The sequence below is a fragment of the Mycobacterium montefiorense genome, from assembly GCF_025823255.1.
GTDB lineage: Bacteria > Actinomycetota > Actinomycetes > Mycobacteriales > Mycobacteriaceae > Mycobacterium > Mycobacterium montefiorense.
Window position 1 is genome coordinate 232,171 of record NZ_JACKVL010000012.1, and the last position, 24,324, is coordinate 256,494.

A 24,324-nucleotide genomic window follows, 5' to 3' on the forward strand; every position below is an offset into this window, starting at 1 on the left:
GGTGTTGAAAATTCAGGATCGCGCTGCCAAGGTGCTTACCGATCCGACTGCTTACGCCGATGAGCCACGACTGCATTCGTCGCTAGCGCATCTAAGGGCCAATGCACCGGTGTCGTTTGTCGACGATCCGCCGTACCGGCCATTCTGGGCAATCACCAAGCACGCCGACATCACGGAAATCGAACGCAACAACGCATTGTGGATCAACGCGCCGCGGGTGGCGCTATTCCCGACCGATGACGAGGGCACGAACCGAGAGCGCCCTGAGAGCGGCGGTGGCTTGCCCGTCCTCCCCGCTATGGACGGTCAACGCTACCGGCAGGTCAGGGCTATCGGTGTGGATTGGTTCCAGCCCAAGGCCATGAGAGCTCTCAAGCACAGGGTCGATGATCTTGCGAGACGGTACGTCGAAAAGATGAGGGACAGTACTGACTGCGACTTTGTCACCGAAATCGCTGTGAAGTTCCCGCTATACATCATCCTGTCGCTACTTGGTCTCCCCGAAAGCGACTTCCCGTACCTGCGCAAGCTTACTCAGGAGCTATTCGGGCGAGACGACAAAGAGTTGCAGCGCAGCGGCTCGAGCGTGGGCTATGCGGATGCAATTGCCGACATGCTCACCTACTTTTCTGCGCTCACTACTGACCGTCGCGCCCGCCCTGCCGACGACCTCGCGTCCGCAATTGCCAACGCCCGTATCGACGGCAAGCATCTATCAGACGCCGAGACCATCGCCTACTACCTCCTCATCGCGACCGCCGGGCACGACACCACTAGCGCCGCGATCTCAGGCGGCCTCTGGGCGCTCGTTGAACGCCCCTCAGAATTGGGGCGGCTGCAGGACAATCCCAGCCTGATGACCACCGCTGTCGAGGAGATACTACGTTGGACGACACCGACAAAGCATTTTATGCGTACCGCCGTCGCGGACACCAGAGTGCGCGGTGTGCCTATCGCTGCGGGTGAATCGGTCTGCCTTGCCTATGCATCCGGCAACCGCGACGAAGAGGCTTTCGTCGAACCATTCCGCTTCGATATCACCCGAAAACCGAACAGACACCTCACTTTTGGCCACGGCGTTCACTTCTGCCTTGGTGCTGCCCTGGCCCGAATGGAAATCAACAGCTTCCTCACCGAGCTAGTCACTAAGGTCGACACAATCGAACTTGCCGGCGCTCCGATCCTTTCCGATACCGTGTTCGTGGGTGGCCTCAAACACCTCCCGATCCGATACAGGCTGAGATAGCCCTCGCCATCAGTGCCGTGGAAATCGATGACGAGCTTGGCTGAGCCCAAGGACTTGCATCAGCTTCCGAGGATGAAGTCCGAAGTGTCGATGTGGCGGGCGCGCTGCCAGTATTCGAAGGTGGTCAGAGGCCAGTTCTGAGTCGACCGGCCGGCGCTGTTCTTGTACCAAGACCTAACAGTGGAAAATCCCCAAGCCCGGCGACCGCTGGCCTCATCAACGCGGTGCTGGTAGGCGGCCAAGGCTGATTCACGCACCTCCAACGACGAACTGTCGCTCTCGAGCAGCAGTCTGACCGCATCAACGACGAAGCGGACTGCGCACTCGGACATGAAAATGCCGAAACACCATGCACCACAATGCCGGTGTTGGGGCCGTAGAGCATGAAGAAGTTCGGGAATCCCGGTACGCAGCTGCCGAGGTACGCAGTTGCGTTGTCGCCGAACCACCGAGTTCGCAAATCCTCGCCAGGACTCTCCCGACAGAAGTTCTTTCTCTGGCAGGTCTAGCACGATCCATTCCTCCTCGATGGCAGTGAGTGAGTTGCTTGGGTTTTGAAGCGTGCGTCCGCGGAAGCATCGGGCCTCCTGATTGATCCCCGTCAGCGTGCGGACATTGCCGTGCGGGAATGACGCTTGTATTCGACAGTTTTGGCGCGCAAACGCTTAGCAGATCGCGACGTAAGAGCCGCGCCGCTCTTTAAACAATGGTTAGCGGTGAGTGTGGGTCGCGAACGGAGCTTCGCCAGCCAACAATCAAGGGCCAAGCCCGAGAAGCCGGTAGTCACTCAACGCGCGGTTACCGCAACCGGCAGCGATTCGAAACCTCGCACGCCATTGTTCAGTTGGCGTACAGCGGATCCAGAGATTTCGATTGTATTCACGCGTTCCGCCAGTGCAGTCAACACAGACTCGGCTTCAAGCCGCGCGAGCACTTGCCCGACGCAGCCGTGAATGCCGACACCGAAGCTCAGGTGTCCCGCCGCATTCCGCATGACATCAAACTTTTCAGGCTCATCCCAGCGCCGTGGGTCGCGGTTGGCGGCTCCGACCAACAACAGGATCTTAGTTCCGACCGAGATCGATACGCCGCCGATTTCGACGTCGCACGTCGTTGTTCTGAAGAAGGCCTGCGCCGGCGAATCGAAACGAAGGGTCTCCTCGAATGCGGAACGTGCAAGAGAGGGGTTCGCGCACAGCAGATTCCACTGTTCAGGGCGCTGTGCCAGGCAGTGCACAGCATTACCTATACCGAACACAGTAGTGTCCACGCCGGCGGACAGTAGAGACCGAACGATGCGGTTCGCGTCATCTTCCGAATAGCCTTCGACTGAAGCCAAGTCATGGATCTGTGCACCTAACCCCCCTGGGGCCAGGTGATCGCGGGTGCATTGGGCAGCGATCCAAGCGGAGACCTCGCCAGCGTTGGCCATTGCACGTTCGAAGTGACGATTACGCGGCCCTAGTCCGTTGAAAACCAATGCTCCATGGGCGATCAGGTGCTCCCGGCCAGACTGCGGTAGCCCGACCAGATCCGGAAATACCTGCAAAACAAAAGCCTGGGCAAGGTCGGTCATCACATCGAAGCGGCCGCGCGTGAGGAGCTTGTCAACCATGCCCCGGGCGCTGTCGAGAAAGTCTGACTTGAGTTTCCGCACGACACTCGGAGTCAGAACGCGAGTCACCACTCGGCGGGCTTTCGCATGGTCGGGATCATCGGCCTCTAGAAGTAGGCTGGGAGGTCTCCAAGGTTCTTCTTTACGCAAATCGGCGAGCCCTACACCAGATGATGAGCAGAACGCGTCAGGGTTCTTGAGGGCTTCGGCCACGGAATCATGGCGTGCCAGCGCCCAAATCCCATAGCTTGACAGCCAAATTGAGTGACCGGATGCGCGTAGCTTCTGGTAACCGGGATAGGGATCTGTTAGGAACTCATCGCTGAACGGATCGATATCACTCACTGAAGAAGGTTGCGTGCCGGGCGTTGCTGTCATTGGACTACCCATCATCTGTACTCGTGTGGCGTGACTACCGCCGGTCGTCACTTCCCGACTATGCCGACGCCCCAGAGGCGTACGCAACGGCTATAAAAACCTATACCGATCTAGATAAAATTTCGTTAAGCATGTCCAAAAGTGCGTCGTGCTTGGCGATCGCTACGCGAACTACGCAGGGTTGCAATATGATTAGAGATCGACAGGTATGTCCTTTTCAGGACAGATCCACCTTGGCTCCGGCGCCGACGGCTTGCGACCCGCGCCAAAAGTATTGCAGAGTCTCGGAGTTCCCCCGTGCGAGAATAATCGGCGCATCGATTGGATGCTTTTGTTCAAGCGCGGCATGGCATTCCATTGGCAGTAACAACGGTTAGAAAACTCTGATCTCAGAATGCGACCGCAGCCGGTATTCTCTGACCTGGGCGCACCGAAGAGACGTTTCCACTGCCGGGTTCGCACCTCTAGTCAGCTGGTCTGCGGAAAGCGGTCAACTCACCAGCGTGGCGAATCAGCCGAAAGGATTGCCGTGCCGTTTAGCATCGACGAGGAAATAGCAAAAGAACTGGCACCGGTAATGGAACAGATGGCGGCCGTGCTGCCGCGACAGGCTGGCGACTGGGAGACGTTAAGAGCCCTGCTTGACGGACTCTTCACTCATGCTGGCACTCTGTTTCCGCCGATCAATGGCATCGACATCGAACGCTACACAGTTCAAACTGCCGACGACAGCGAGCTGGTGCTGTCCTGGTTTACGAAGGTCGGACAACAGCCAGGGAGCGCCGCCCTGTACATACACGGAGGCGGGTACATCAGCGGCAGCGTCGAGCACTATGCACCGGCGATACGTCGCTACGTTGCCGATTCGGGCGTGCCGATTCTGGCGGTAGACTACCGATTGGCCCCCGAGCATCAGTACCCGACTCCGGTCGAGGATTGCTATGCCGCGTTGAAATGGCTCACCGCTAACGCCAAACGACTTGGAGTCGAGCCCTCTCGCATTGCAGTGATGGGCGACAGTGCCGGCGGCGGTTTGGCGGTGGGCACGGCAGCGCTGGTGCGTGATCGTGGCGAACTCGAGCTGGCCGCGCAGATCCTCATTTATCCGATGCTCAGCAGCCGCACCACAATATCGGATCCCAACATCGCACCGTTCTTAACGTGGACGCATGACGATAACGTCGACGCGTGGAAAGCGTTCCTCGGAGAGGAGGCGCACCCCTACTTCACCTTTCCCGATTCCCCGAATCCGGTGGATCTTCCTCCTGCATACATCGAAGTCGGGGAACTAGATGGTTTCCGCGACGAATGCGTCGAATACGGACAGCGGCTCCGGCGCCACGCGATCAGCGCTGAAGTGATTGTGCGACAGGGTTGCCCGCATGCCTTCGAACTCATCGCACCTGACGCCGACGTGTCGCTGCGAGCGTTCGCTGATCGAAGTCGTCGGCTCGCAGCGTTGTGATAGTCGGCATCGATGCACGGCGGCCGGCGCGGTCTGACGACCTAGATGTTGCGTCACTCACGATCGCGTCGGCGCTGGGCATCACGAATGATGTTGTTGGATAACCAGTGTGACTGCAGACTCACGCGGCAAGTATGCTCGTGGGTTCAAAGTCTTTTGAGCCCACGGACAATCTTGTTGAACGGCAGGGTCGAAGCGAGGGCTTTCGAGAAACTTCGCTGTAGCACACTGTTGTTCGCGACCGCCAGATAGCGAACCCCGCGATCGCGCCACGCTGCCGCCTGCTCGATGACTTCAGCAGGCGTGCCGCACAGCGCCCAACGTTGCACCACCGACCGCGGGACTCGAGATACAGCGGCGAGCGCGGAGTCTTCGTCCAGGGCGAACGGTAGGATGTCTTGAAGGCCGGAAAAATCCGGTCCAAAAGGATGTTCGGCACCAACCTGAGTGAACAGGTCTCCGGGGGCAGTCAACGCATAGGCTTTGACCAGATGGGACTGCATGGCTTCTTCAACATCGTCGGGGCTGCGCCCGGTAACAATCGGTGCCAACAACGCCGGAGTAAGCGCCATGGGATCTCGTCCATGATCGGAAGCGGCTGTCCGAGCGACTTCAAGACACTTTTCGTATTGCTGCGTGACGTTCGCCAGGTACGGAAACCAGGCATCGGCATAACGTCCGGTAAGCCTCAGCATGCGAGGACCGTGCGCGGCGACCCAGATCTCAGGCCATTCCCCACGGTAAGGCGGCAGGTCGAATAGCGCACTCCGAAGTGGAAAGTAGGGCGAATCACGGTTCACGAGTTCGCCAGCCGAATCCCATAGTGCCCGGATGGTTGCCAGTGCCTCCTCGAACCTTGCCACCGGTTTCGACCATTCCACTCCGTAGGGCTCGTTGCCTTCACGTTCACCCGCGCCGACTCCGAGAATCGCTCGTCCTTTGCTCAGCAGATGTAACGTAGCCGCGGCCTGCGCCGTCACCGCGGGGTTACGCCTGCCGGCGTCGGTGACGGCGACGCCCAGACGGAGCCGCCCCGGCCAGTTCCGAGCAGCGAGGTGGCCGACCATCGTCCACGGCTCCAAATTCGCATCAGTCCGCGGGATCAGCTGCGTCACGCCACAGTATTCCGGCGTCCACAGTGCCCGTGGCGCCAGACTGTTGAGATGATCCGGGATCCAAAAGGAGTCAACGCGACTGGCCGCCGCAGACAAGTAGTTTGCGCGGGTCGCTGTGCTGGCACTGGGACGCGCCGCGATGCCCGCGTCGACAATACCTACCCGGAGTCTGCTCACGATGATTTCTCCTTTATGCCGACCTTCGGTTGCGCCTACTCGAATCCATGCCTGCCATCCGCGCGGCACCGAATCGGCGCCGAATGGACTTTGGGCGCAGGGAAATGCTGCTCAGTTGGTACTAACCGTGCAGCTGGGCGCCACGACTAGCTAAGAGTGGACGCGCGTTGCCACCCTGCGGCCAGGCTAACCAATTCGATCGACACATTGTGATTCCTGCGAATTCATATTTTCTTGGCTGTTAACAACTTTCGGATACGAGACCGGATCTCGGCTCAGAAGCGGCGGGACTCGGCAACGGCGGCTCGCCAGCCGGCCGGCGCGTCAATGCAACGTAATCCATTGCGGCACCGATAGTAACCAACCCCTGACGCCGTAGGGTCTGGTGAGAGGTGGGCGCCACATCTCCGTGCCAGCTGCAGGTCTTTCGATTAGTTTTGCTTAAGCCCATTGTCATAATCTGTATGCCAGCAACATTCCCCGCCTCTTTATGGCAGGTACTCTCGAGGCAGCGGTGCAGATTGAAAGACACGATGCCGCACTATTTTTAGCAATCGCACGGAGTGTGGAGTCTTTGACGTGATTCCAATCCTCAGTGAATGGCCTTGCTGCGAAGGGAAAGTACATGGTTCCACCCTCCCGGAAATCTGTATCGAGCAACATTCGCGTCCGCTTTCTGCGGCGCGCGCACCGCGTCGTTGCCGCCGTGCGCTACACCATGGTGGGCAAATCTGGCCCAAGCCGTCGAACCGATTGTGTGAACGAAAGGTCGGGTCAGGAAATGACGACGCTGGCGCGCGAACTGCGCAAAATCTTGGAGTCCCTCCAATGCGACTGGCCGCCGTTGTGCGAAGCTCGGACAAGTCGTGAGCGATACATTGCCACCTCGATTAAGGCTGCGATTGTGATGCTTGACGTTTGCAGCGCTGCGCTCGATGAGAAGACCGAGACCGCCGTGCTGCAGGCGGCGGTGAGAGAACAAGCCCTGAATGTAGCTCTTGGTAACTATCGGCTAATCTGTAGGCTTATCGATCAAGAAGACTTCTGCGCCAAGGCATTTCGTGACCAGATAGTACACGAGGTCTCAGTCCTGACAGAACAGGGTGCGGAAATAAGCGAGATGATCGGGAGATTACTTGAATAGCCAGTTGCTGCTCCAATTTGCGTCGCACATCGAAGATCGGTCGGCCAGCCCCACTCATAGCACGAAATCAGCTACAAGTAAGCAGTATTGACGCACCGAACAGTTGCCTCCACTCCCTAGTGTCGATCGTCACGACGGGCGTCTGTGCACTGGTATCTCGCGCTGTTGCGACGGCCACCGTCCAGTGGTGGAAGGTTGAGTGTGGTGTTAAAGATGTTCTCCGGATCGTATTTTGCTTTGGCTGACCGAAGTCTTGCGTAGTCATAACCGGGGTAGATGTCGTGTGCTCGGTCGATGTCGTGGGCAGCCGTGTCGTTTGGGCAAAGCCTTGCCGTTTGGCATGCCATGACTAGGCCGAAAGTCGTTTGCGCCCAGTTAATATGCGGCTGTCCGTGCACACCAGGGAGCCAGCGGGTGAGTATGGTAATGCAGTGATCAGCAAGCCGGGCTGGAAACGCAGTCTCGCGCTCGTCAAGGTGATCCTGTGCGCCGTGCCGGTAGGTAAGCGCGATAACCGAGTCCGTGGACGGCAACGTCCTTGCAGATTCAACCAGTGATTTGATGCAGTCGTCATCCAGCCGGCCGAGGTAACCACCCTTGGTGTAGTTACATGCCCCGGCCGCCAGTACTGCATCATTCATTGTGTGCAATTCGCGATAGGGCACAACCTCAACGCCGCCGAAGACCTTCGAGGCACCCTTCCACAACTCCTCGTTGACGGCTCGGGCATCTCGGGGGTCGCCGGTCCAAACGCTGACTAAGCCGCACATTGGCCTATAGATCAGCTCCTCTGGGATCCCGGGCTCCGCAGTTGCCCGTCGCAGTAGGACCGTAGCCGTCAGGTCATTGGTGGAATTACGCATGGTTCGCTCGTAGTGCGCGATTGCGGCCGGCGCCTCATCAATGCCATACAGGGCAACCCCGAAAGCCACGGTTGTACCCAGCGGGTGCGTGGCTAGCTCAAACTCGGTCACCGCCCCGAAGTTGGTGCCAGCTCCACGTAACGCCCAGAAGAGGTCAGGTGTCGCTGCCGCACTGGCAGCAGTAATAGTGCCATCGGCCAACACCACCTCAGCAGAGATCAAGTTGTCGCAAGTAAGGCCAAACTTGCGAGTCAGCCAGCCCATTCCGCCACCGAGCGTAAGACCGCCGATCCCCGTGCTAGAAACGATTCCTACCGGCGTTGCCAGGCCGTGCGCTTGTGTCGCGCGGTCGAGATCCGCCAGGAGGCAGCCGCCCTCTGCTCGTACCGTCCCGGTGTCTGGGTGCACGGTGACGCGCTGCATCGCACTGAGGTCGACGATCAACCCGTCGTCAATCATCGATTGTCCAACGACGCTATGTCCACCGCCCCGTACCGCGAGTTCGAGACCGTGTTCACGCGCGAACCCGATAGCGGTGGCGACGTCAGCGCGGTTCACGCATCTCGCCACCGCGGCTGGGTACCGGTCAATCGTGTGGTTCCAAATACGCCGTGCGCGAGTGTATTCACGATGCTGTGGATCAATAACCTCGCCCGACAGCAGTCCATCTAGCTGCGCAACCTGCCGATCTGTCAAGCGTGCGGGCCGCCGGGCGTCCTCTCGAGTCACGTGTCCAGCACCCCATACAGCGCCACTTGCCGGGGATTCGTGCCAGAAGGTGGTGATCCCGTATCGATTTCCGCATCGACGATAGTCATGTGAGCGCCTCCCACATCTGAGCGGTTGTTCAATCCGACAAGTCAACGGGCCGAAAGGAAGCCGCATCGACGAGCTATCACACAGTGCCACCATATCGTCGTGACGCGTGGCGCGGCCAGTGATATTCGAGATATGTTGTCTTCGTTCTTAACTCGCGAATGCCTAACATGCTTGCGCCGTAGACGCCTTCGTGTATGGCGTTGAATATGAGGTAACACGAATGTATTTCGTCGCGGTCGCGGTCGCGGTCGCGGTCGCGGTCGAGGTCGCGGTCACGCTGGCGATGCCATGACATGAGTTTTCTATATCCGTGGCCGCCGAAGTTCCTATGATACAAGCCGTGTCATCCCGTTCGTACTATGAATGGTTGTGCGAGCCGAAGCGTGGTGGCGTCGATAATCCTGCGGTGGTTTCCAACGCGAGGTGATTTTCACGGCTTTCATTCGGCGGTTGCGCGTGGGCCGCACGAGAGACGACTTTAGCTGCATTGCAACACGTTACGGTCGTATTCGCCATGACAGGATGTAGGAGACTCGATGCAGTTAACACTCTGGATTTTCACCAGTGTGCTCTCGGTGACATTTGCCGCTAACGGGCTGATGAAGCAGTTTGTGCCCAAGGATCAACTCGTCGTGGCGGGCCAAGGCTGGGCGCAGGACTACAACGCGACCAGTATCCGATTGATCGGGCTCGTCGAAATTCTAGGCGCCATCGGGTTGGCCCTGCCTCCCGCAGTGCATGTCGCCCCGATCCTTACACCACTGGCCGCCATCGGCCTGGCGCTGGTGATGATCGGTGCCGCCGCATTGCACGCTCGTCGCAAAGAAGCGCGAAATATTGTGGTGAACCTGGTGCTGTTGATACTTGCGGTCATTGTCGCCTTGGGTCGCCTAGACCCGTGGTCGTTGAACACGTAGTGGCTACAAGTGTCGGGTAGCTGGGCATCGTATCGGGACACCGTGCCTAACCAGCGAGGAAGTCGGCTCCGGTGACACGGTCGCTCAATGTCGGAATTCGGTTGTGCCCCAGGGGTCCCAGCGAATACGCAGTGTGGCGCGACACCGTCAGACGTGCCGAAGACCTAGGGGCCGACGTCATCTTCTGCACCGATCAGGTTCAGCATCCTGCGGTAGGAGTGAACCGCGGTGTCGTCACCGAGTTCCACGGCTGGACCGCGCTTGCGTCATGGGGCGAAATCACCAATCGGGCGCAGATCGGAATCTTCGTGATGGGCATCGGCTATCGCAACGTGGACGAGCTTGCTGATATGGCTCGTACCATCGACAGCATCTCCTGCGGTCGGCTCATTTTCGGAATTGGCAACCACGAGCCTGGCCAGGTGGTCTCGCGCTACGGCAAGGATTACAGCCAGTATCGCCACGACACCACGACTTCACAGATGAATCGATTGGAGGCAGCACTTCAACACCTCGGGTGGAGGTTGTCTAAAAATGCTAGCCCACAAGCACATTCGATCCCAATCGCTATGTGTGGATCTGGCAGCCCGAGGATGTTGGGTCTAATCGCCCGCCACGCACAGACCTGGCATACCGCCCTCGACGTCGCGGCCTTCCGGCGCGACAGCGCCATACTTGACCAAATGACCGATGAGCTAGATGAACATCCTGGTGTCACACGCTCAGCGACCTGGACTGGGAAATCAGCCGCCGATGTCTTGCTGGCAGAAGGTGTTTCGACGTTCATCGCCGAAATCACTCCTGAATCACACCGCGACCTTGCCGTGCTCGAAGACATGATCAAGTGGCGTCAGTGCCAACTGAACGATGCAGCGAACGAAAGGTCGACTCGGCGGGATACCCAACAAGCCCGCCGGGCGAAGGTGCCAAGCACCGAGGTCACATCGCCAGGTTGCCACCCGGCCAGAAGCGTTAGTGTCCGCCTTCTTTGAACCGTGCGATCGAGCGCTCCACCTCGGCTTCGGCTTCGGAGCGACCGACCCAGTCCGCTGCCTTGACGTACTTGCCCGGCTCCAGCGCCTTGTATTGCGAGAAGAAGTGCTTGATGACGTCCAGCTCGTAGGACGCAACATCGCCGATGTCCTGGATGTGGTCCCACCTGTGGTCGCCAGCCGGAACGCACAACACCTTGTCGTCACCGCCGGCCTCGTCGACCATCTTGAACATTCCCACCGGCCGCGCCTCGACCAGCACGCCGGGGAACACCGACTCGGGAAGCAGCAGCAGCACGTCGAGCGGGTCGCCGTCCTCGCCGAGGGTGTTCTCGATGAATCCGTAGTCGGTAGGGTAGGCCATCGACGTGTACAGATAGCGGTCCAGCTTCACCCGCCCCGTTTCATGATCGACCTCGTACTTGTTCCGCTGGCCTTTCGGGATCTCAATGACCACGTCGAATTGCACTGTCTGAAGCTCCTTCGAAGAGACGTAAATCTGGGTCGACCCGGGTAGGTCGGTTGCGTCGCGCATCACCCTAGTCGAGCGAGTTGCGGCGGATTCGGCAGAATGGGACCAAAGAGTCAGGAGAGTGATGGGTCGTACTCGCTGGCGGAAATCCACCCAGGTGTTCATCGGAGTGGCCGTGCTGGCGTTCGTCGCCGCCGTGGTGGCCGCGGCCACCTTTTTCACCACGGGTGGGCACGGCACCAGCAACGCGCACGTCCCCGTACCGCCTCCGCGCGCGCCGGTTGTCAAGCCGGGAATGGTGCCCGTCGCCGACACCGCCGAGACGCCGTCGGCGGCTGGGCTGGCGGCCGTGCTGGCGCTGGTGGCTGCCGACCCCAATCTGGGCAGGCTCGGCGGCCGGGTCACCGACGCCATCATCGGAAAAGAACTGTGGCAGCTGGGCGACGACGTGCCGTTGGTGCCGGCGTCGACCAACAAGGTGCTGACCGCGGCCGCGGCACTGCTGACGCTGGATCGTCAGGCCCGCATCAGCACCCGCGTCGTGGCCGGCAGCCAAAACGCTCAGGGACCGATTGTGCTGGTGGGGGCCGGCGATCCGACGCTGTCGGCCGCACCGCCGGACGTGCCGACCTGGTACCGCGGTGCGCCGCGGATCAGCGACCTGGTGGAACAGGTTCGTCGCAGCGGCATGACGCCGACGGCAGTGCAGGTGGACACCTCGGCGTTCACCGGCCCGACGCTGGCACAGGGCTGGGATCCGACCGACATCGACAACGGCGACATCGCGCCGATCGAATCGGTGATGATCGACGCCGGCCGCATCCAGCCGAGCACCGTCAACTCGCGGCGGTCTAAGACTCCAGCGCTGGACGCGGGCCGGGAGCTGGCCAAAGCCCTCGGAATGGACCCTGCCGCGGTGACGGTCGCCGCCGCCCCGTCCGGGGCACGGCAGCTGGCGGTGGTGCAATCTGCGCCGCTGGTCCAGCGGCTCGGCGAGATGATGGACCACTCCGACAACGTGCTGGCCGAGTGCATCGCCCGTGAGGTGGCGGCGGCGATCAACCGGCCGCGCAGCTTCGCGGGTGCGGTGGACGCGGTGACCAATCGGTTGAGCACCGCACACATCGACACCACCGGTGCCGCGCTGCTGGACTCCAGCGGGCTCTCGGTCGACGATCGCCTGACGGCCAAGACGCTCGACGGCACCGTGCAGGCGGCCGCGGGGCCTGACCAGCCGTCGTTGCGGGCGCTGCTGGATCTGCTTCCAATCGCCGGTGGCAGCGGGACGCTGGCAGAGCGCTTTCTCGATCAGGCCACCAACCAGGGACCGGCCGGCTGGTTGCGAGCCAAGACCGGCTCGTTGACCGCGACGAACTCGCTGGTCGGGGTCGTCACCGACCGCAGCGGACGCGTGCTCACGTTCGCGTTCATCTCCAATTCCGCCGGCCCCAACGGGCGCAATGTAATGGACGCTTTGGCCACTCGGCTGTGGACTTGCGGGTGCGCATGACCGCGCCAACCGACTTGACCCTGGGGACCGCCGTCGACTGGCAGTTCGCTGCGACGGTCGGCGCTCGGCTGGCCCGGCCCGGCCCGCCGGCCAGCGACTACACCCGCCGTCAGGCGATCGACGAGCTGGCGAGTTCGGCGACCAAAGCCGAACCGCTGGTACGCGACGTCACGGGCCTGGCCACCGGCGGGGTGGTGCCGCCTGCGCGCATCGTCGACCGCGGCGAGTGGGTTCGCGCCGCTGCGGACTCGATGCGGGTGATGACGCACGGCACCGAGAAGCCACACGGGTTTCTCACCGGCCGGCTCACCGGCGCGCAGACGGGCGCGGTGCTGGCGTTTGTGGCATCCGGGATTCTCGGCCAGTACGACCCGTTCTTTGACGACATGCAGGGCTGCCTGCTGCTGGTATATCCGAACGTGATCGCCGTCGAGCGTCAGCTGCGGGTGGAGCCGTCCGACTTCCGGCTGTGGGTATGTCTGCACGAGGTGACGCACCGGGTGCAGTTCACCGCCAACCCATGGCTGCCCGACTACATGTCGGACGCGCTGGCGTTGTTGACCCGCGACGCCGGCGACGACGTCGGGGAAGTGGCCGGCAGGTTGGCCTCCTATGTGCGCAACCGTGGTCTTCCGGCGTCCGACGCTTCCGCGTCGGGGATTGTCGGCCTGGTGCGCGCCGTGCAGTCCGAGCCACAGCGCAACGCCCTGGATCAGCTGCTGGTGCTGGGCACGTTGCTGGAAGGGCACGCCGAGCACGTCATGGATGCCGTCGGGCCGAAGGCAGTGCCGTCGGTGGCCACCATTCGCGGCCGATTCGACGACCGCCGCCGTCGCAAGCCACCGCCACTGCAACGCTTGATGCGCGCCCTGCTGGGCCTGGACGCCAAGCTCAGCCAGTACACCCGTGGCAAGGCGTTCGTCGACCACGTGGTGGACCGGGTCGGAATGCAGCGATTCAGCACCGTCTGGACGAGCTCCGAAACGCTGCCGCTGCCCGCCGAGATCGAAGACCCTCAGCGATGGATCGACAGGATTCTGTAGGCCAGCTGCGTGCGGCTGTCGAGGCGTTCGCCAAGGACCATCTGGTCACTGGGGACCAATGGTGTGTAGCGCTATCGGGCGGACCGGACTCGCTGGCGCTCACCGCGGTCGCGGCTCCGCTGCGGCGCACCACCGCACTGATCGTGGATCACGGCCTGCAGCCCGAATCGGCCGCAGTTGCCGAAACCGCGCGCACCCAGGCCATCGCATTGGGATGTGTTGACGCACAAATAGTTTCGGTACAGGTCGGCAATGACGGCGGTCCCGAGGCCGCCGCGCGGGCGGCCCGCTACGCCGCGTTGAGCGCCTACCGTCTGGGGCCGGTGCTGCTCGCCCACACGCTCGACGATCAAGCCGAGACGGTGCTGCTCGGGCTGGGTCGCGGCTCTGGAGCGCGCTCGATGGCCGGGATGCGCCCGCATGACCCGCCGTGGGGCAGGCCGTTGTTGGGTGTCCGGCGCGCCGCGACGCATGCCGCGTGCCGTGAGCTGGGCCTGACCGCGTGGCAGGACCCGCACAACAGCGACCGCCGCTTCACCCGGACCCGGCTGCGGCACGAGGTGCTCCCGCTGCTCGAGGACGTCCTGGGCGGCGGGGTGGCCGAGGCGCTAGCGCGGACCGCGACAGCGCTGCGAGAGGACACCGAGTTCATCGATGCGCTCGCGGCGCAGGCGGCGCCCGGTGTGCGGGCGGACTCGGGACTGGCTGCCCAGGCGCTGGCTCCGTTGCCCGACCCGGTGCGGCGCCGGGTGATCCGCGGCTGGCTGCTGGCCGGCGGTGCGAGGGGGTTGACCGATAAGCAGATCCGCGGGGTGGATGCGCTGGTCACCGCCTGGCGTGGGCAGGGCGGGGTGGCCGTCGGATCCGATTTGCGCGGCGAGCGCCTGGTCGCAGGGCGCCGCGACGGCGCCCTGACCCTGCGGCGCGAGTCTATGTAAAAGGCTGCAAGATTGTCGCCGCCGTTGGTTGTTCGGCCGCTGACATGGCACGCTGTGGGCGTGGCCCAGATCTCCTCGGCGATAACGCCCGAGCAGCCCGTGGATCTGTACCCGGGGGACATCAAGTCCGTGCTGCTCACCACGGAGCAGATCCAGGCACGCACCGGCGAGCTCGGCGAGCAAATCGGCAACGACTATCGGGAGTCCATCAACGCGACCGGCCAGGATCTGCTGTTGATCACCGTGCTCAAGGGCGCCGTGATCTTTGTCACCGACCTGGCGCGCGCGATTCCGGTGCCGACGCAATTCGAATTCATGGCTGTCAGCTCGTACGGTTCCTCGACGTCCTCGTCGGGTGTGGTGCGCATCCTCAAGGACCTGGACCGCGACATCAACGATCGCGACGTGCTGATCGTCGAGGACGTCGTCGACTCCGGCCTGACGTTGTCGTGGCTGTTGCGGAACCTGAAAACTCGCCATCCCCGCTCGCTGCGGGTGTGCACGCTGCTGCGCAAGCCCGACGCGGTGCGCGCGAACGCCGAGATCGCCTATGTGGGTTTCGACATTCCCAACGACTTCGTCGTGGGCTACGGCCTGGACTACGACGAGCGCTACCGCGACCTGTCCTATATCGGCACGCTCGACCCCAGGGTCTACGAGCAGTAGCCGATCGCCACTAGTCCAGCTCCCACACCGCGTTCACCGAAAAGCTCACTGTCTGCTGGCCCGGCTCCAGCGGTACCGCGGTGGCCATGGCTTTGGGTGGCGCCGGCGGTGACCCGGCCATCGGCGAGCCGCCGGTGGCCTCCGAGATGGACAGCACCTTGCCCAGTCGCAGCCCCGCCAGCTGGGCGTACTGGTCGGCGCGGTTCTTGGCATCGTTGAACGCGCGCGCCCGTGCGTCCTTGACCAGCTGTGAGTCGTCGGCGATGGAGTAGCTGACCGAACTGATCCGGGTGGCGTCGCCGCCGGTAGTGACGATCAATGCCAGCATTCGCGATGCCGCGTCGGTCGGGTGGATCTTGACCTGGATCGCGTTGGTGGCGCGGTAGCCGGTGATCGTGGGCTCGGGACTGCCGTATTGGGGCTGCAGCGTCACCTGGGTGGTGCTGATGTCCTTGCGATCGATACCGGCGCCGACGAGGGCATTGATGACGGCTTGCTGACGGTCGTTGGTCTGGTTCATCGCCGCGGTGACATCGTGCGCGCTGAATTCGATACCGACGTCGGCGGTCAACGTGTCCGGGACACCTTGCACTTGCCCTGACCCCAGCACGGTGACCTGACGCGGATTTGCTCCCGGTGCGGGTGTCGGATTGTGGGAATCACAGGCCGATACCGTGGTCAGGGCCAAACCGGCCGCGGCCACGGCAATCGACCACCCGAGGAAACCTCGAGCGCGTTGATCGATCGCCATGCCTGGCACCCTAGCCGTTTGATGGCTCGCTACTCCAGGGGTTGCTCATCGTGTCGTCGTCGGAGTCGTCAGTCAGTTCGTGATTGCGAATCATCTTGCGCGAAAGCCAGTTCAAAACCACTGCCATGACGAACAGCTGCATGATCACCAGTGCGAGAGGAAGATTCGCGGTGATCGTGGCCCAGATCAATGCCGGTGTCGCTACCGGCGCGATCATCAATCCTGCGAGTATTCCCATTAGTTGCATTGCGCCGAAATTGTTTTGGCTGCTGTTGTCGTTCATCGGAACTCGTGCAGGCGAACGGGAAGCGCGGTCAGACCGCGCATCAGTGTGCTGTTTCGGTACTGCAGAATAATGTTGTCGTCCAAGGTGATCCGGTCAAATCTGGCGAGTAGCCGGCCGATCGCGATCTCTCCTTCGAGTCGCGCCAGCGGTGCTCCAAGGCAGTGGTGAATGCCGTGCCCGAACGCCAGGTGCGGGTTCGGGGCCCTTGTCACGTCGAGAAGATGCGGGTTGTCGAACTGGCTGCTGTCATGGTTTGCGCCGAGCAGGGCGATCAAGACGAGTTGGCCCGCGGGTATCTCGACAGCACCGAGCTGCACCGGCTCGGTGGTGAATCGCATGGTGGCGGTGTTGAGCGGGCTCTCGAACCGCAGGAACTCCTCCACCGCCGTGGGCATCAGCCATAGGTCGTCACGCAACGCCGCGAGTTGAGATGGGTTGCGCAGCAACGCGAGCACGCCGTTGCCGATGAGGTTCACCGTGGTTTCGTAGCCGGCCAGAATCAGCAGGAACGCGGTGGACAGCAGCTCGTCGGGGGACAGGCGGTCGTCGACGTCGGACGCGTGCACCAGAGCGCTGAGCAGGTCGTCGGCCGGTAGCTTGCGCTTCTGCGCGATCAACCCGGTCAACATGTCGATCAACATATTCTCGGCCACCGACAGCTCGGCGGGGTCGGTGCTGGTGAACGATGGCTCGACGTAACGGCGAAAGCGGTCGCGATCGTCGGGCGGAACGCCGAGCAACCTGCCGATGACGCCCAACGGCAACGCAACCGCATACGACTGAATCAGATCCACCAAGGCATCGCCTGCGGCGGCAATCGCCATCCGATCGAGCAAGTCGTCGGCGATCACTTCGATATCGCGTCTCATCTTTCGCACGCTGCCGGCGGTGAACGCCTTGGTCAGCAGTTTGCGCAGCCGGGTGTGGTCCGGCGGATCTTGCTGCAACATATGGCTGTTGAGTAGCGAGCGGTGCGGATCATTGTTGGTGGGTGGAAAAAACCCGTTGAGCCGCTGCCAGTCCTTGCTCAGCCGCGGGTCGGTCAACAGCGCCCGCGCCTCGGCGTAGCGGGTGACCAGCCAGGCTTGCGCCTCACCCCAGATCTGGACACTATGCGCGGGGGCTTGCGCGCGCAGCCGGCGATAGATGGGGTGCGGATCTTGGATGAATGCCCGACCAAGGCGCGGCGCGTTCTCGGTCGGCGCAGGTCCAGTGCCAATCTGGCATCCGTTCTGGCTCACATCACGAATAATGCTGCCGTTGACTCGGTGTATCCAGGACGCGTGATTCCTGGTTGTGCGACTCCCAGGCTCAGCCGACGTCGAGGCGGCGCATGCCTTCCTCCGATGGGGACCCGGGTTCGGCCCAGTACGCCACCAGCACGTGACCGGTCGCCGGCAACACCATCTGTTGGTAGTTGAGATCGAGCTTGCCCACCCGCGGATGGTTGACCAGCATCAGTCCGGCGGGTTCGTACGTGACATCGTGGCGTTCCCAGAGCTGACGGAACCGTGGGCATTGCTCGACCAACTCGTCGACCAGACTGATCAGGGCAGGGTCGGGGCGTTGGCCGTACAAGACCCGGACCAGGGCAACTGCCCACGCGGCTAGCTTCTTCCAGTTGCGGTAGAAGTTCGGCGTCTCGGGATCACGAAATAATTCCCGCATTGTGTTGGCCCCGACTCCGAAGCTGGGCAACAGGGCGTCAGCGAGGTGGTTGGTGGCCACCACGGTCAACCCGGGATCGACCACATGTGCCGCCGTCAGCGGCCAGCCGTCAATCAGTCCCCGGATTCCTGGGTGCGGGTCCCGCAATGGTTGGACCACGTCGGTGGATTGGTGGCGCATCAGGTTTCGCATGTAAGACACCGCGTCGTCATCCAATTTCAGAGCCCGGCTCAGCGCAATGAGCACCTGATCCGACGGATGCTCCTCGCGGCCTTGCTCGAGGCGCAGGTAGTAGTCGGTGCTGATGTTGGCGAGTATTGCCACTTCCTCGCGGCGCAGCCCGGCGACTCTGCGGCGCCCGCCCACGGGTAGTCCCACGTCAGCGGGTTGGACCAGGCTGCGACGGGCGCGCAGAAACTGCGCCAGTGCGGTTCCTTCGGTCACGGTGGTTAACCCGCCGAGGACTCACGTTTCAGCATCGGCTCCGTCCCGTCGCGTAGCTGATTGCCTGCCTCGTTCAGCATAGCCAAAAATTAGCTGGCAGCAGATAGTCCGGAGGCTCGGCTCCCCGGAAGCCGAGCCGAGCTGGCGCATGCTTTGGCTCCGGCGATTCGTTGACATACGCGTATCGGACCGCAGCAATTTCCGGCAGTCGGCGCGCAGGTGTGAGCGCACCCTATCAGTAATCCGCCGATCCGCGTGCGAATTCATATAAACCTCCAATCATATTGTTTTGCAAAGTCTTTCATACTAAAAACAAATGTTGCAGCGTGCCGGATCGGCAACATGAACAGTTATCGACTCGATAATGAATTGGCTAGTCTGGGGCTGTTATCCCTGGACATGTCGCGTCTAGCGTAGCCAGGCGTCTGATTCAGGAGCCGGAGTTGTCTGCTGAAAGATGGTGAAATAGAACAGCTTGTGAGGAGGAGATATGTCTTTTCTGAGGGCGCAGCCTGAAGTGCTAAATACAGTTGCCGGTGAGCTGCACAGTGTGAATGCGGCAGTGCGGGAGGGGAGTTCGGCGGCGGCAACACCAACGACGGGGGTGGTCCCGGCAGCCGCTGATGTGGTTTCGATATTGACTGCGGCACAATTTGCTTCGCACGCGCAGCTCTTTCAGCAGATCAGCGCCGAGGCTGCCGCGGTCCGAGAGCAGCTGGTGGCAACGCTGGTCGTCAGTGCCGGTTCGTATGCGGCCACCGAGCTCGCCAACGCCGCCGCGGCCGGTTAGGCGAGGAACGCCGATGCTGGATTTCGCGCAGTTACCGCCGGAGATCAATTCCACGCTGATGTATACGGGGCCCGGATCAGGGCCCCTGCTGGCCGCGGCGGCAGCCTGGGACGGGCTGGCCGCCGAGCTGTATTCCGCGGCAGCCAGCTATGCGGCGCTGATTTCCGGGCTTACCGATGGCCCCTGGCAGGGGCCATCCGCCTCGGCCATGCTGGCTGCGGCCGCCCCGCAAGTGGCGTGGCTAAGTCAGACGGCCGGGCAGGCCGAACAGGCCGGTGCCCAAGCCGCGGGGGCCGCGGGTGCCTTCGAGGCGGCGTTCGCCGAGACAGTGCCTCCGCCGGTGGTCGCGGCGAATCGGTTGTTGTTGCTGGAGTTGTTGGCGACGAACTTCCTTGGGCAGAACACCGCGGCGATTGCGGCCCTCGAAACGGAGTACGGCGAGATGTGGGCTCAAGATGCGGTCGCGATGTACGGCTACGCGGGTGCGTCCGCGGCGGCGTCCACGTTGTCGCCGCTCCAGCCCGCAACACCCAAACCTGGCGGGCCGGCCGGTCAGGCCGCTGTGGTGGCGCAAGCGGCGGGCAATAGCGCAGGTAGCCAGGGGCTCAACGCGGTGCCCCAAACCTTGTCGTCGCTGGCGGGGTCGACCAACAATGCCCGGTCGACACCCGCATTCAATCTCGGTGGCGTGAAAACCGAAGGCGCTGGGGTTCGGCTCAACGGCCACTTGGGTGATCTCTTCAGGGGTCTGACTGGGTCGCAAGTCTTGAGCGCCAGCACGCCGTTCGACGCATTCATCCGGTTGGTCTCGCCGACGCGTCTGTTTACCACCGCCTTCAGAGACGTCGAGCAGCTCGCGCAGGGCTTCGCACCCCAGGCCGCCCGGGCCGCCACCGAGGGCGTCGCCCAGGCTGCCGCGGTCGCTGCGAGAGCCATTGACGCTGCGCCGCCGATGCTTTCGGGAGTCGTGGGCAACGCCACGGGAGTAGTGGGCCATGCGGCATCCGTCGGGGGCTTGTCGGTTCCGGCGTCCTGGGGCGCCGTCAGCCCGGCGACCAACCCCGCCGTTGTGACGCTCAACGGCCTCAGTACTGCGGCGGCGGCACAGCCGGGGACCAATGCGGTCGGTGGGATGCCGCTAGCGGGCAGTGGGGCGGGGCGCAGCGTAGCGACCGCCCACTTTGCTCCTCCCCGCTACGGTTTCAAGCCGACGATCATCACTCATCCCCCCGCGGGCGGGTAAGCCCAGGGCGTCACCAGAATCTTGCACTGCCACTCGGGGTCGGCGAGGTCGTCGAAGGCCGCGCCGACCCCGTCCAGGCCCACCTCGCCGGTGATCAGCGGGCTGACATCGATCTCGCCCTCGGCCAAAGAGCGCAGTGACTCGGCGAACTCCTCGGCTCCGTAGGCCAGCGAGAACTGCACGTTGATCTCTTTGGCAATCGCGAAGAACGGATGGAAGGTGTCGGCCTCCATGCACACTCCAGCAACGACCAGGCGGGTGCCCGCCCTCGCCCGCAAGAGCACGTCGTCGATGATGCCGGGCACTCCGATCGCCTCGAAAACCACCGTTGGTTTGACGATGTCGAACGGCGAGCCCTGTGCGGCATCCAGCGTCTGATGGGCGCCCATCGCCGTAGCCAACTCACGTCGCTTGGGCGAGAAATCCGACGCCACAATGCTTTCCACGCCGCGCACCCGAAGGCACGCGATGATCGCAATGCCGATCGGGCCGCAGCCCAGCACCAGGGCGGTTTCGCCTGGCTCGATGTTCGACTTGTTGACGGCGTGCAGCCCCACCGCCATCGGCTCGGTCAGGGCGGCGTGTTTGAGGTCCAGACCGTTGGGGACGGGCAGCAGCAGCGGCGCCGACAGCAGCATCCGTTCCGCGTAGCCGCCGATGGTGTTGTTGCTGTAGACGATCGGCTGCACACCCTTGTCGGACAACAGCACCGGAATCGACGTGACGATGGAACCGGACGGATGGGTGTCGGTGTCGGGGCCGGCTTCGAGCACCTCGGCACTGAATTCGTGGCCCATGAAGATGTCGTGCTCCAGGTCGACGTCCATACCGCTGGCGCCACGCGCGACCCGCTCGGTCATCTCCAGCACCTTGCGACCGTGCGAGGCGAAATGCAAGTCGGAGCCGCAGATTCCGCAGGCCCGAATGGCGACCAGCACCTGGCCGGATTCGGGTACCGGGTCTGCGACGTCGTCGCGATAGACCATCCGGCCGTCGCGCAGCACCGAGGCGCGCATCAGGTCACCGCGCCTTCCTGCTCGCCGACGTGCTCGGTGATGGCTTTCACGACGGCCTCGCCGGCGCGGCCGATCAGTTGGTCGCGATGATCTTTGGCCCAGCCGTGCGACGCTCGCGGTGCCGCTAGCTGCCCTTTGAAGTGTGGAATCACCTTGCGGGCCATCAATTCATAGGAGTGATACGTCGCTTCGGGGGAGGCCCAGTCGTGACCGAGCATCAGCAAAGTCCCGAAGCCGCCCGACCGTTTCAGTAGGTCTTCGATGTGCGCGATCGCCTCGTCGGGGGTGCCGATGCAGCAATTCCCTTTAGCCGCATAGTCTTCGACGAATTCGTACGGTGTCTGCGTGCCCTCGACCGTGTTCGCCAGTGGGACAAATCCGGCCGCACCGAAGTAGTTCGCGAAATCCTGCAACCCGTAGGTGCAGTCTGTGATCGCTTGCTCGCGACTGTCGGCGATGTGCATGATGGACAGCACCCGCCAGTCGGCCCGACTCGGTTCGTCCCGCCCGACTTTGGCGGCCTGCTCGCGCACCACATCCCAGGTGGTTTCCAGCGCGGCGTAACCGCCGGGCACCGACATCGATAGCGACAGCAATGACGTGCCCAGGGCGCCCGCCAGGCGCGGTCCGGACGGCGAAATCATTGCCGCCGTGGATATTTCCGGATAGGGCCAGGTGTACGGGCGGATGTGCAGTTGCGCGTCGCGCAGCGTGAACCAGTCGGTGTGACGGTCGATTCGTTCGGTAGGCCCGGCGCGGAACAGCGCGAGGATTGCCTCCAACGACTCCTGCATCATGTGTCGCTGGTCGACCGGGTCGATGCCCATCATGTAGGCATCTGACGGCAGCGCCCCGGGGCCGGTGCCGAACATCACCCGGCCGCGGGTCAGGTGGTCCAGCAGCACCCAGCGGTCGGCCACCATCAGCGGATGATGGTAGGGCAGCGAGACTACGCCGGTGCCCAGCCGGATGTGTTTGGTCCGTTCCGCGGCGGCCGCGATGAACACTTCCGGGCACGCGATCAACTCGTAGCCACCCGAATGGTGTTCGCCGAACCACGCTTCGTCGTACCCCAGGCGGTCTAGGGCGACGACGCGTTCCATGTCGTATTCCAGTGCGACCGTGGGGGATTGGCCGATCGGGTGAAATGGTGTGATGAAGACGCCGAAACCAAGCGGTGCGTTCACCGCAGCTCCAATCCGTTGAGAAATTCCAGCAATACTGTGTTGACCTCGTCGGGTCTTTCCTGTTGCAGCGAGTGGCCGGCGCCGTCGATCATCACCTGGCGATACGGCCCGGAGACGATCTCGGCGGCACGGTCGGCGCGAGTGAAGGCGAGAACGGGATCGGCTGTGCCGCCGATGAATAGGCACGGCACCGAGATCTTCGTGTCGGCGAGGTCGGCGGTGAGTTCCCAGTTGCGGTCGAAATTGCGGTACCAGTTCAGGCCGCCGGTGAAACCGGTGCGGGAGAACTCGCCGATGTAGTGGTCGAGCTCCTCCTGACTGATCCAGGCCGGCAGCCCATCGGGTTCGGGCAGGCGATCGATGAAGCCTTCCGGGCCCGGTGCCACCATCCGCATCCCCGCGGCCTTGTCGCCGTCGGTACGCAGGCCGCCCATCAACCGGCGGATCGTCCGGTCCGGATCCCCGTTGAGTTCGGCGTCGGCGATGCCGGGCTCCTGAAAATACAGGATGTAGAAGAAGTTCTCACCGAATGTTTTGCGCCATGCCTGCGTCGGCGTTACCTGCGATCTGGGCGTGGCCGGCACACTGAGGGCGGCGACAGCCGCGACCCGGTCGGGATGCAGCAGCGGCGCATGCCACACCACCGGGGCACCCCAGTCGTGGCCGATCCAGACGGCTCGCTGCGCGCCGACGTCGTCGAGCAGTCCGACGATGTCGGCCGTCAGCTCGCGGATGTTGTAGGCATCGATCGCGTCGGGGCGCGAGGAGCCGCCGTAACCGCGCTGGTCGGGTGCCAGCACGTGATAGCCGGCCTCGGCGAGCACCGGAATCTGGTGTCGCCATGAGTAGGCCAATTCGGGAAAGCCGTGGGCCAAGACCACCACGGGAGCACCGCGATCGCCGGCCTCGAACACCCGCAGCCGCACGCCGTTGGTCTCTACTAACCGTTCGGTTGAGGTGGGCACCAACACACCAAATCACAACCCTCCTGGCGTGAGAAGTGCTCACCTGAGTTGAAAATAGCCGTTCACTTCCTGGCATCTGGTAGATATCGCGAATACGACGGCTAACCGAAAGCGGGTGGACTCGGCATGAGGCGACTGGACCACATCGTGTTGTGGACCAAGGATCCGCGCGCAGCGATGGACTTCTATACGAACGTGATCGGGCTCGCGCCGCTGCGCTTCGACGAGTACGAGGCCGCAGAGGCGCCGTTTCCGAGCGTGCGGGTGTGCGAAGACTCGATCATCGACCTGCTGCCGGTGGCCAACATTGCCGGCTCAGAGTTGCTGACAAAGGTCGAGGGCAGTGCCGGACACCCGGTCAACCACGTCTGCCTGGCGCTGTCGAAGTCCGAATACCAGGCGCTGGATCGGCGCCTGCAGGCGGCGGGTGTGGACACCAGCGCCCGCTTGAGCCGCAGCTACGGGGCCCGGGGATGGGCACCGCACACCTATTACTTCTCCGATCCGGACGGCAATGTGCTCGAGGCCCGGTATTACGACGAGTAAGCGGCCCCCAAGAGTTCATGGCTGCGCAGTGTCATCCCAGTGTGGCTTCTCCCAATGCGAGGTGTCCC

24 protein-coding genes are annotated in these 24,324 nt (G+C 62.7%); 12 read left to right on the forward strand and 12 right to left on the reverse strand.

Features of this window, described 5'->3' with window-relative positions; translation table 11 throughout:
• The first annotated feature begins 1 nt into the window (after position 1).
• Positions 2-1,246: a cytochrome P450 gene (locus H7K34_RS10725; protein ID WP_264061874.1), complete on the forward strand. Its 1,245-nt coding sequence runs from the start codon at positions 2-4 to the stop codon at positions 1,244-1,246.
• Positions 1,247-1,305: 59 nt separating this feature from the next.
• On the opposite strand, the gene H7K34_RS10730 is transcribed toward H7K34_RS10725, so the two are convergent.
• Both H7K34_RS10730 and H7K34_RS10735 read right to left on the reverse strand, forming a co-directional pair.
• Complete coding sequence (locus H7K34_RS10730; RefSeq protein ID WP_264061875.1) at positions 1,306-1,578, reverse strand: hypothetical protein; 273 nt, start codon at positions 1,576-1,578, stop codon at positions 1,306-1,308.
• A 455-nt stretch (positions 1,579-2,033) separates the two neighbouring features.
• Positions 2,034-3,206, reverse strand: a complete 1,173-nt coding sequence (locus H7K34_RS10735) for a cytochrome P450 (RefSeq protein ID WP_264061876.1) — start codon at positions 3,204-3,206, stop codon at positions 2,034-2,036.
• Positions 3,207-3,768: 562 nt separating this feature from the next.
• Here H7K34_RS10735 and H7K34_RS10740 point away from each other — a divergent pair.
• Positions 3,769-4,704, forward strand: coding sequence for an alpha/beta hydrolase (locus tag H7K34_RS10740; protein WP_264061877.1), 936 nt, complete (start codon positions 3,769-3,771; stop codon positions 4,702-4,704).
• 146 nt (positions 4,705-4,850) lie between these two features.
• Here the strand turns inward: H7K34_RS10740 and H7K34_RS10745 are convergent, their stop codons facing one another.
• The gene (locus H7K34_RS10745; RefSeq protein WP_264062429.1) at positions 4,851-5,996 is read right to left on the reverse strand and encodes an LLM class flavin-dependent oxidoreductase; all 1,146 of its coding nucleotides are present in this window, start codon (positions 5,994-5,996) and stop codon (positions 4,851-4,853) included.
• Between the two features lie 781 nt (positions 5,997-6,777).
• Here H7K34_RS10745 and H7K34_RS10750 point away from each other — a divergent pair.
• On the forward strand, positions 6,778-7,140 hold the full coding sequence (locus H7K34_RS10750) for a hypothetical protein (protein WP_264061878.1): 363 nt from the start codon (positions 6,778-6,780) through the stop codon (positions 7,138-7,140).
• A 116-nt stretch (positions 7,141-7,256) separates the two neighbouring features.
• Here H7K34_RS10750 and H7K34_RS10755 read toward each other — a convergent pair whose 3' ends face one another.
• Positions 7,257-8,915: an FAD-binding oxidoreductase gene (locus H7K34_RS10755; RefSeq protein ID WP_308205443.1), complete on the reverse strand. Its 1,659-nt coding sequence runs from the start codon at positions 8,913-8,915 to the stop codon at positions 7,257-7,259.
• 443 nt (positions 8,916-9,358) lie between these two features.
• Here H7K34_RS10755 and H7K34_RS10760 point away from each other — a divergent pair, with 443 nt between their 5' ends.
• Together H7K34_RS10760 and H7K34_RS10765 are read left to right on the forward strand one after the other, a co-directional pair.
• Entirely contained in the window at positions 9,359-9,739 is a 381-nt protein-coding gene (locus H7K34_RS10760) for a DoxX family protein (RefSeq protein ID WP_264061880.1), read from the forward strand.
• Between the two features lie 131 nt (positions 9,740-9,870).
• Entirely contained in the window at positions 9,871-10,731 is an 861-nt protein-coding gene (locus H7K34_RS10765; RefSeq protein WP_264061881.1) for an LLM class flavin-dependent oxidoreductase, read from the forward strand.
• Here the strand turns inward: H7K34_RS10765 and H7K34_RS10770 are convergent.
• The gene (locus tag H7K34_RS10770) at positions 10,712-11,200 is read right to left on the reverse strand and encodes an inorganic diphosphatase (RefSeq protein ID WP_264062432.1); all 489 of its coding nucleotides are present in this window, start codon (positions 11,198-11,200) and stop codon (positions 10,712-10,714) included. The genes H7K34_RS10765 and H7K34_RS10770 overlap by 20 nt on opposite strands.
• Positions 11,201-11,327: 127 nt before the next feature.
• Between H7K34_RS10770 and dacB the strand changes: the two genes are divergently transcribed.
• The 4 genes from dacB to hpt are packed head-to-tail and all read left to right on the forward strand — an operon-like array spanning position 11,328 to position 15,360.
• Positions 11,328-12,713: a D-alanyl-D-alanine carboxypeptidase/D-alanyl-D-alanine endopeptidase gene (gene dacB / locus H7K34_RS10775; RefSeq protein WP_264061883.1), complete on the forward strand. Its 1,386-nt coding sequence runs from the start codon at positions 11,328-11,330 to the stop codon at positions 12,711-12,713.
• Positions 12,710-13,756 carry a zinc-dependent metalloprotease gene (locus H7K34_RS10780; RefSeq protein WP_264061884.1) on the forward strand — a complete coding sequence of 349 codons (1,047 nt, stop codon included), beginning with the start codon at positions 12,710-12,712 and terminating at the stop codon, positions 13,754-13,756. The genes dacB and H7K34_RS10780 overlap by 4 nt, the downstream gene beginning before the upstream one ends.
• A complete protein-coding gene (gene tilS / locus H7K34_RS10785; protein WP_264061885.1) occupies positions 13,735-14,694 on the forward strand; it encodes a tRNA lysidine(34) synthetase TilS in 960 nt (319 codons plus the stop codon). Before H7K34_RS10780 ends, tilS begins: the two co-directional genes overlap by 22 nt.
• Before the next feature lie 12 nt (positions 14,695-14,706).
• Positions 14,707-15,360 carry a hypoxanthine phosphoribosyltransferase gene (gene hpt / locus H7K34_RS10790; protein WP_264061886.1) on the forward strand — a complete coding sequence of 218 codons (654 nt, stop codon included), beginning with the start codon at positions 14,707-14,709 and terminating at the stop codon, positions 15,358-15,360.
• Between the two features lie 10 nt (positions 15,361-15,370).
• Here hpt and H7K34_RS10795 read toward each other — a convergent pair whose 3' ends face one another.
• From H7K34_RS10795 to H7K34_RS10810, 4 genes are all read right to left on the reverse strand, one after another.
• Positions 15,371-16,111: an SIMPL domain-containing protein gene (locus H7K34_RS10795; protein ID WP_264061887.1), complete on the reverse strand. Its 741-nt coding sequence runs from the start codon at positions 16,109-16,111 to the stop codon at positions 15,371-15,373.
• Between the two features lie 10 nt (positions 16,112-16,121).
• On the reverse strand, positions 16,122-16,394 hold the full coding sequence (locus tag H7K34_RS10800) for a hypothetical protein (RefSeq protein WP_264061888.1): 273 nt from the start codon (positions 16,392-16,394) through the stop codon (positions 16,122-16,124).
• Positions 16,391-17,638, reverse strand: a complete 1,248-nt coding sequence (locus H7K34_RS10805; RefSeq protein ID WP_264061889.1) for a cytochrome P450 family protein — start codon at positions 17,636-17,638, stop codon at positions 16,391-16,393. Before H7K34_RS10805 ends, H7K34_RS10800 begins: the two co-directional genes overlap by 4 nt.
• Before the next feature lie 70 nt (positions 17,639-17,708).
• Positions 17,709-18,509, reverse strand: a complete 801-nt coding sequence (locus tag H7K34_RS10810; protein WP_108920286.1) for a helix-turn-helix transcriptional regulator — start codon at positions 18,507-18,509, stop codon at positions 17,709-17,711.
• Positions 18,510-18,999: 490 nt separating this feature from the next.
• Here H7K34_RS10810 and H7K34_RS10815 point away from each other — a divergent pair, with 490 nt between their 5' ends.
• On the forward strand, positions 19,000-19,299 hold the full coding sequence (locus H7K34_RS10815) for a PE family protein (RefSeq protein WP_264061890.1): 300 nt from the start codon (positions 19,000-19,002) through the stop codon (positions 19,297-19,299).
• A gap of 13 nt (positions 19,300-19,312) precedes the next feature.
• Positions 19,313-20,542: a PPE family protein gene (locus H7K34_RS10820; RefSeq protein ID WP_264061891.1), complete on the forward strand. Its 1,230-nt coding sequence runs from the start codon at positions 19,313-19,315 to the stop codon at positions 20,540-20,542.
• On the opposite strand, the gene H7K34_RS10825 is transcribed toward H7K34_RS10820, so the two are convergent.
• From H7K34_RS10825 to H7K34_RS10835, 3 genes are read right to left on the reverse strand one after another with little or no spacing between them, the layout of a single operon-like run.
• Positions 20,521-21,558, reverse strand: a complete 1,038-nt coding sequence (locus H7K34_RS10825; RefSeq protein ID WP_264061892.1) for a zinc-binding dehydrogenase — start codon at positions 21,556-21,558, stop codon at positions 20,521-20,523. The genes H7K34_RS10820 and H7K34_RS10825 overlap by 22 nt on opposite strands.
• Complete coding sequence (locus H7K34_RS10830) at positions 21,558-22,745, reverse strand: LLM class flavin-dependent oxidoreductase (protein WP_264061893.1); 1,188 nt, start codon at positions 22,743-22,745, stop codon at positions 21,558-21,560. The genes H7K34_RS10825 and H7K34_RS10830 overlap by 1 nt, the downstream gene beginning before the upstream one ends.
• Positions 22,742-23,710 carry an alpha/beta fold hydrolase gene (locus H7K34_RS10835; RefSeq protein WP_264061894.1) on the reverse strand — a complete coding sequence of 323 codons (969 nt, stop codon included), beginning with the start codon at positions 23,708-23,710 and terminating at the stop codon, positions 22,742-22,744. Before H7K34_RS10835 ends, H7K34_RS10830 begins: the two co-directional genes overlap by 4 nt.
• Positions 23,711-23,836: 126 nt before the next feature.
• On the opposite strand from H7K34_RS10835, the gene H7K34_RS10840 reads away from it, so the two are divergent.
• Positions 23,837-24,256, forward strand: a complete 420-nt coding sequence (locus H7K34_RS10840; protein ID WP_264061895.1) for a VOC family protein — start codon at positions 23,837-23,839, stop codon at positions 24,254-24,256.
• The last annotated feature ends 68 nt before the right edge of the window (positions 24,257-24,324 follow it).

Coding starts and splice junctions, on each gene's coding strand:
- H7K34_RS10825 (WP_264061892.1), bottom strand. CDS start 21,558: ATGCGCGCCTCGGTGCTGCGCGACGGCCGGATGGTCTATCGCGACGAC.
- H7K34_RS10795 (WP_264061887.1), bottom strand. CDS start 16,111: ATGGCGATCGATCAACGCGCTCGAGGTTTCCTCGGGTGGTCGATTGCC.
- H7K34_RS10750 (WP_264061878.1), top strand. CDS start 6,778: ATGACGACGCTGGCGCGCGAACTGCGCAAAATCTTGGAGTCCCTCCAA.
- H7K34_RS10815 (WP_264061890.1), top strand. CDS start 19,000: ATGTCTTTTCTGAGGGCGCAGCCTGAAGTGCTAAATACAGTTGCCGGT.
- tilS (WP_264061885.1), top strand. CDS start 13,735: ATGGATCGACAGGATTCTGTAGGCCAGCTGCGTGCGGCTGTCGAGGCG.
- H7K34_RS10760 (WP_264061880.1), top strand. CDS start 9,359: ATGCAGTTAACACTCTGGATTTTCACCAGTGTGCTCTCGGTGACATTT.
- H7K34_RS10780 (WP_264061884.1), top strand. CDS start 12,710: ATGACCGCGCCAACCGACTTGACCCTGGGGACCGCCGTCGACTGGCAG.
- H7K34_RS10755 (WP_308205443.1), bottom strand. CDS start 8,915: ATGGTGGCACTGTGTGATAGCTCGTCGATGCGGCTTCCTTTCGGCCCG.
- H7K34_RS10820 (WP_264061891.1), top strand. CDS start 19,313: ATGCTGGATTTCGCGCAGTTACCGCCGGAGATCAATTCCACGCTGATG.
- H7K34_RS10840 (WP_264061895.1), top strand. CDS start 23,837: ATGAGGCGACTGGACCACATCGTGTTGTGGACCAAGGATCCGCGCGCA.
- dacB (WP_264061883.1), top strand. CDS start 11,328: ATGGGTCGTACTCGCTGGCGGAAATCCACCCAGGTGTTCATCGGAGTG.
- H7K34_RS10730 (WP_264061875.1), bottom strand. CDS start 1,578: ATGTCCGAGTGCGCAGTCCGCTTCGTCGTTGATGCGGTCAGACTGCTG.
- H7K34_RS10800 (WP_264061888.1), bottom strand. CDS start 16,394: ATGAACGACAACAGCAGCCAAAACAATTTCGGCGCAATGCAACTAATG.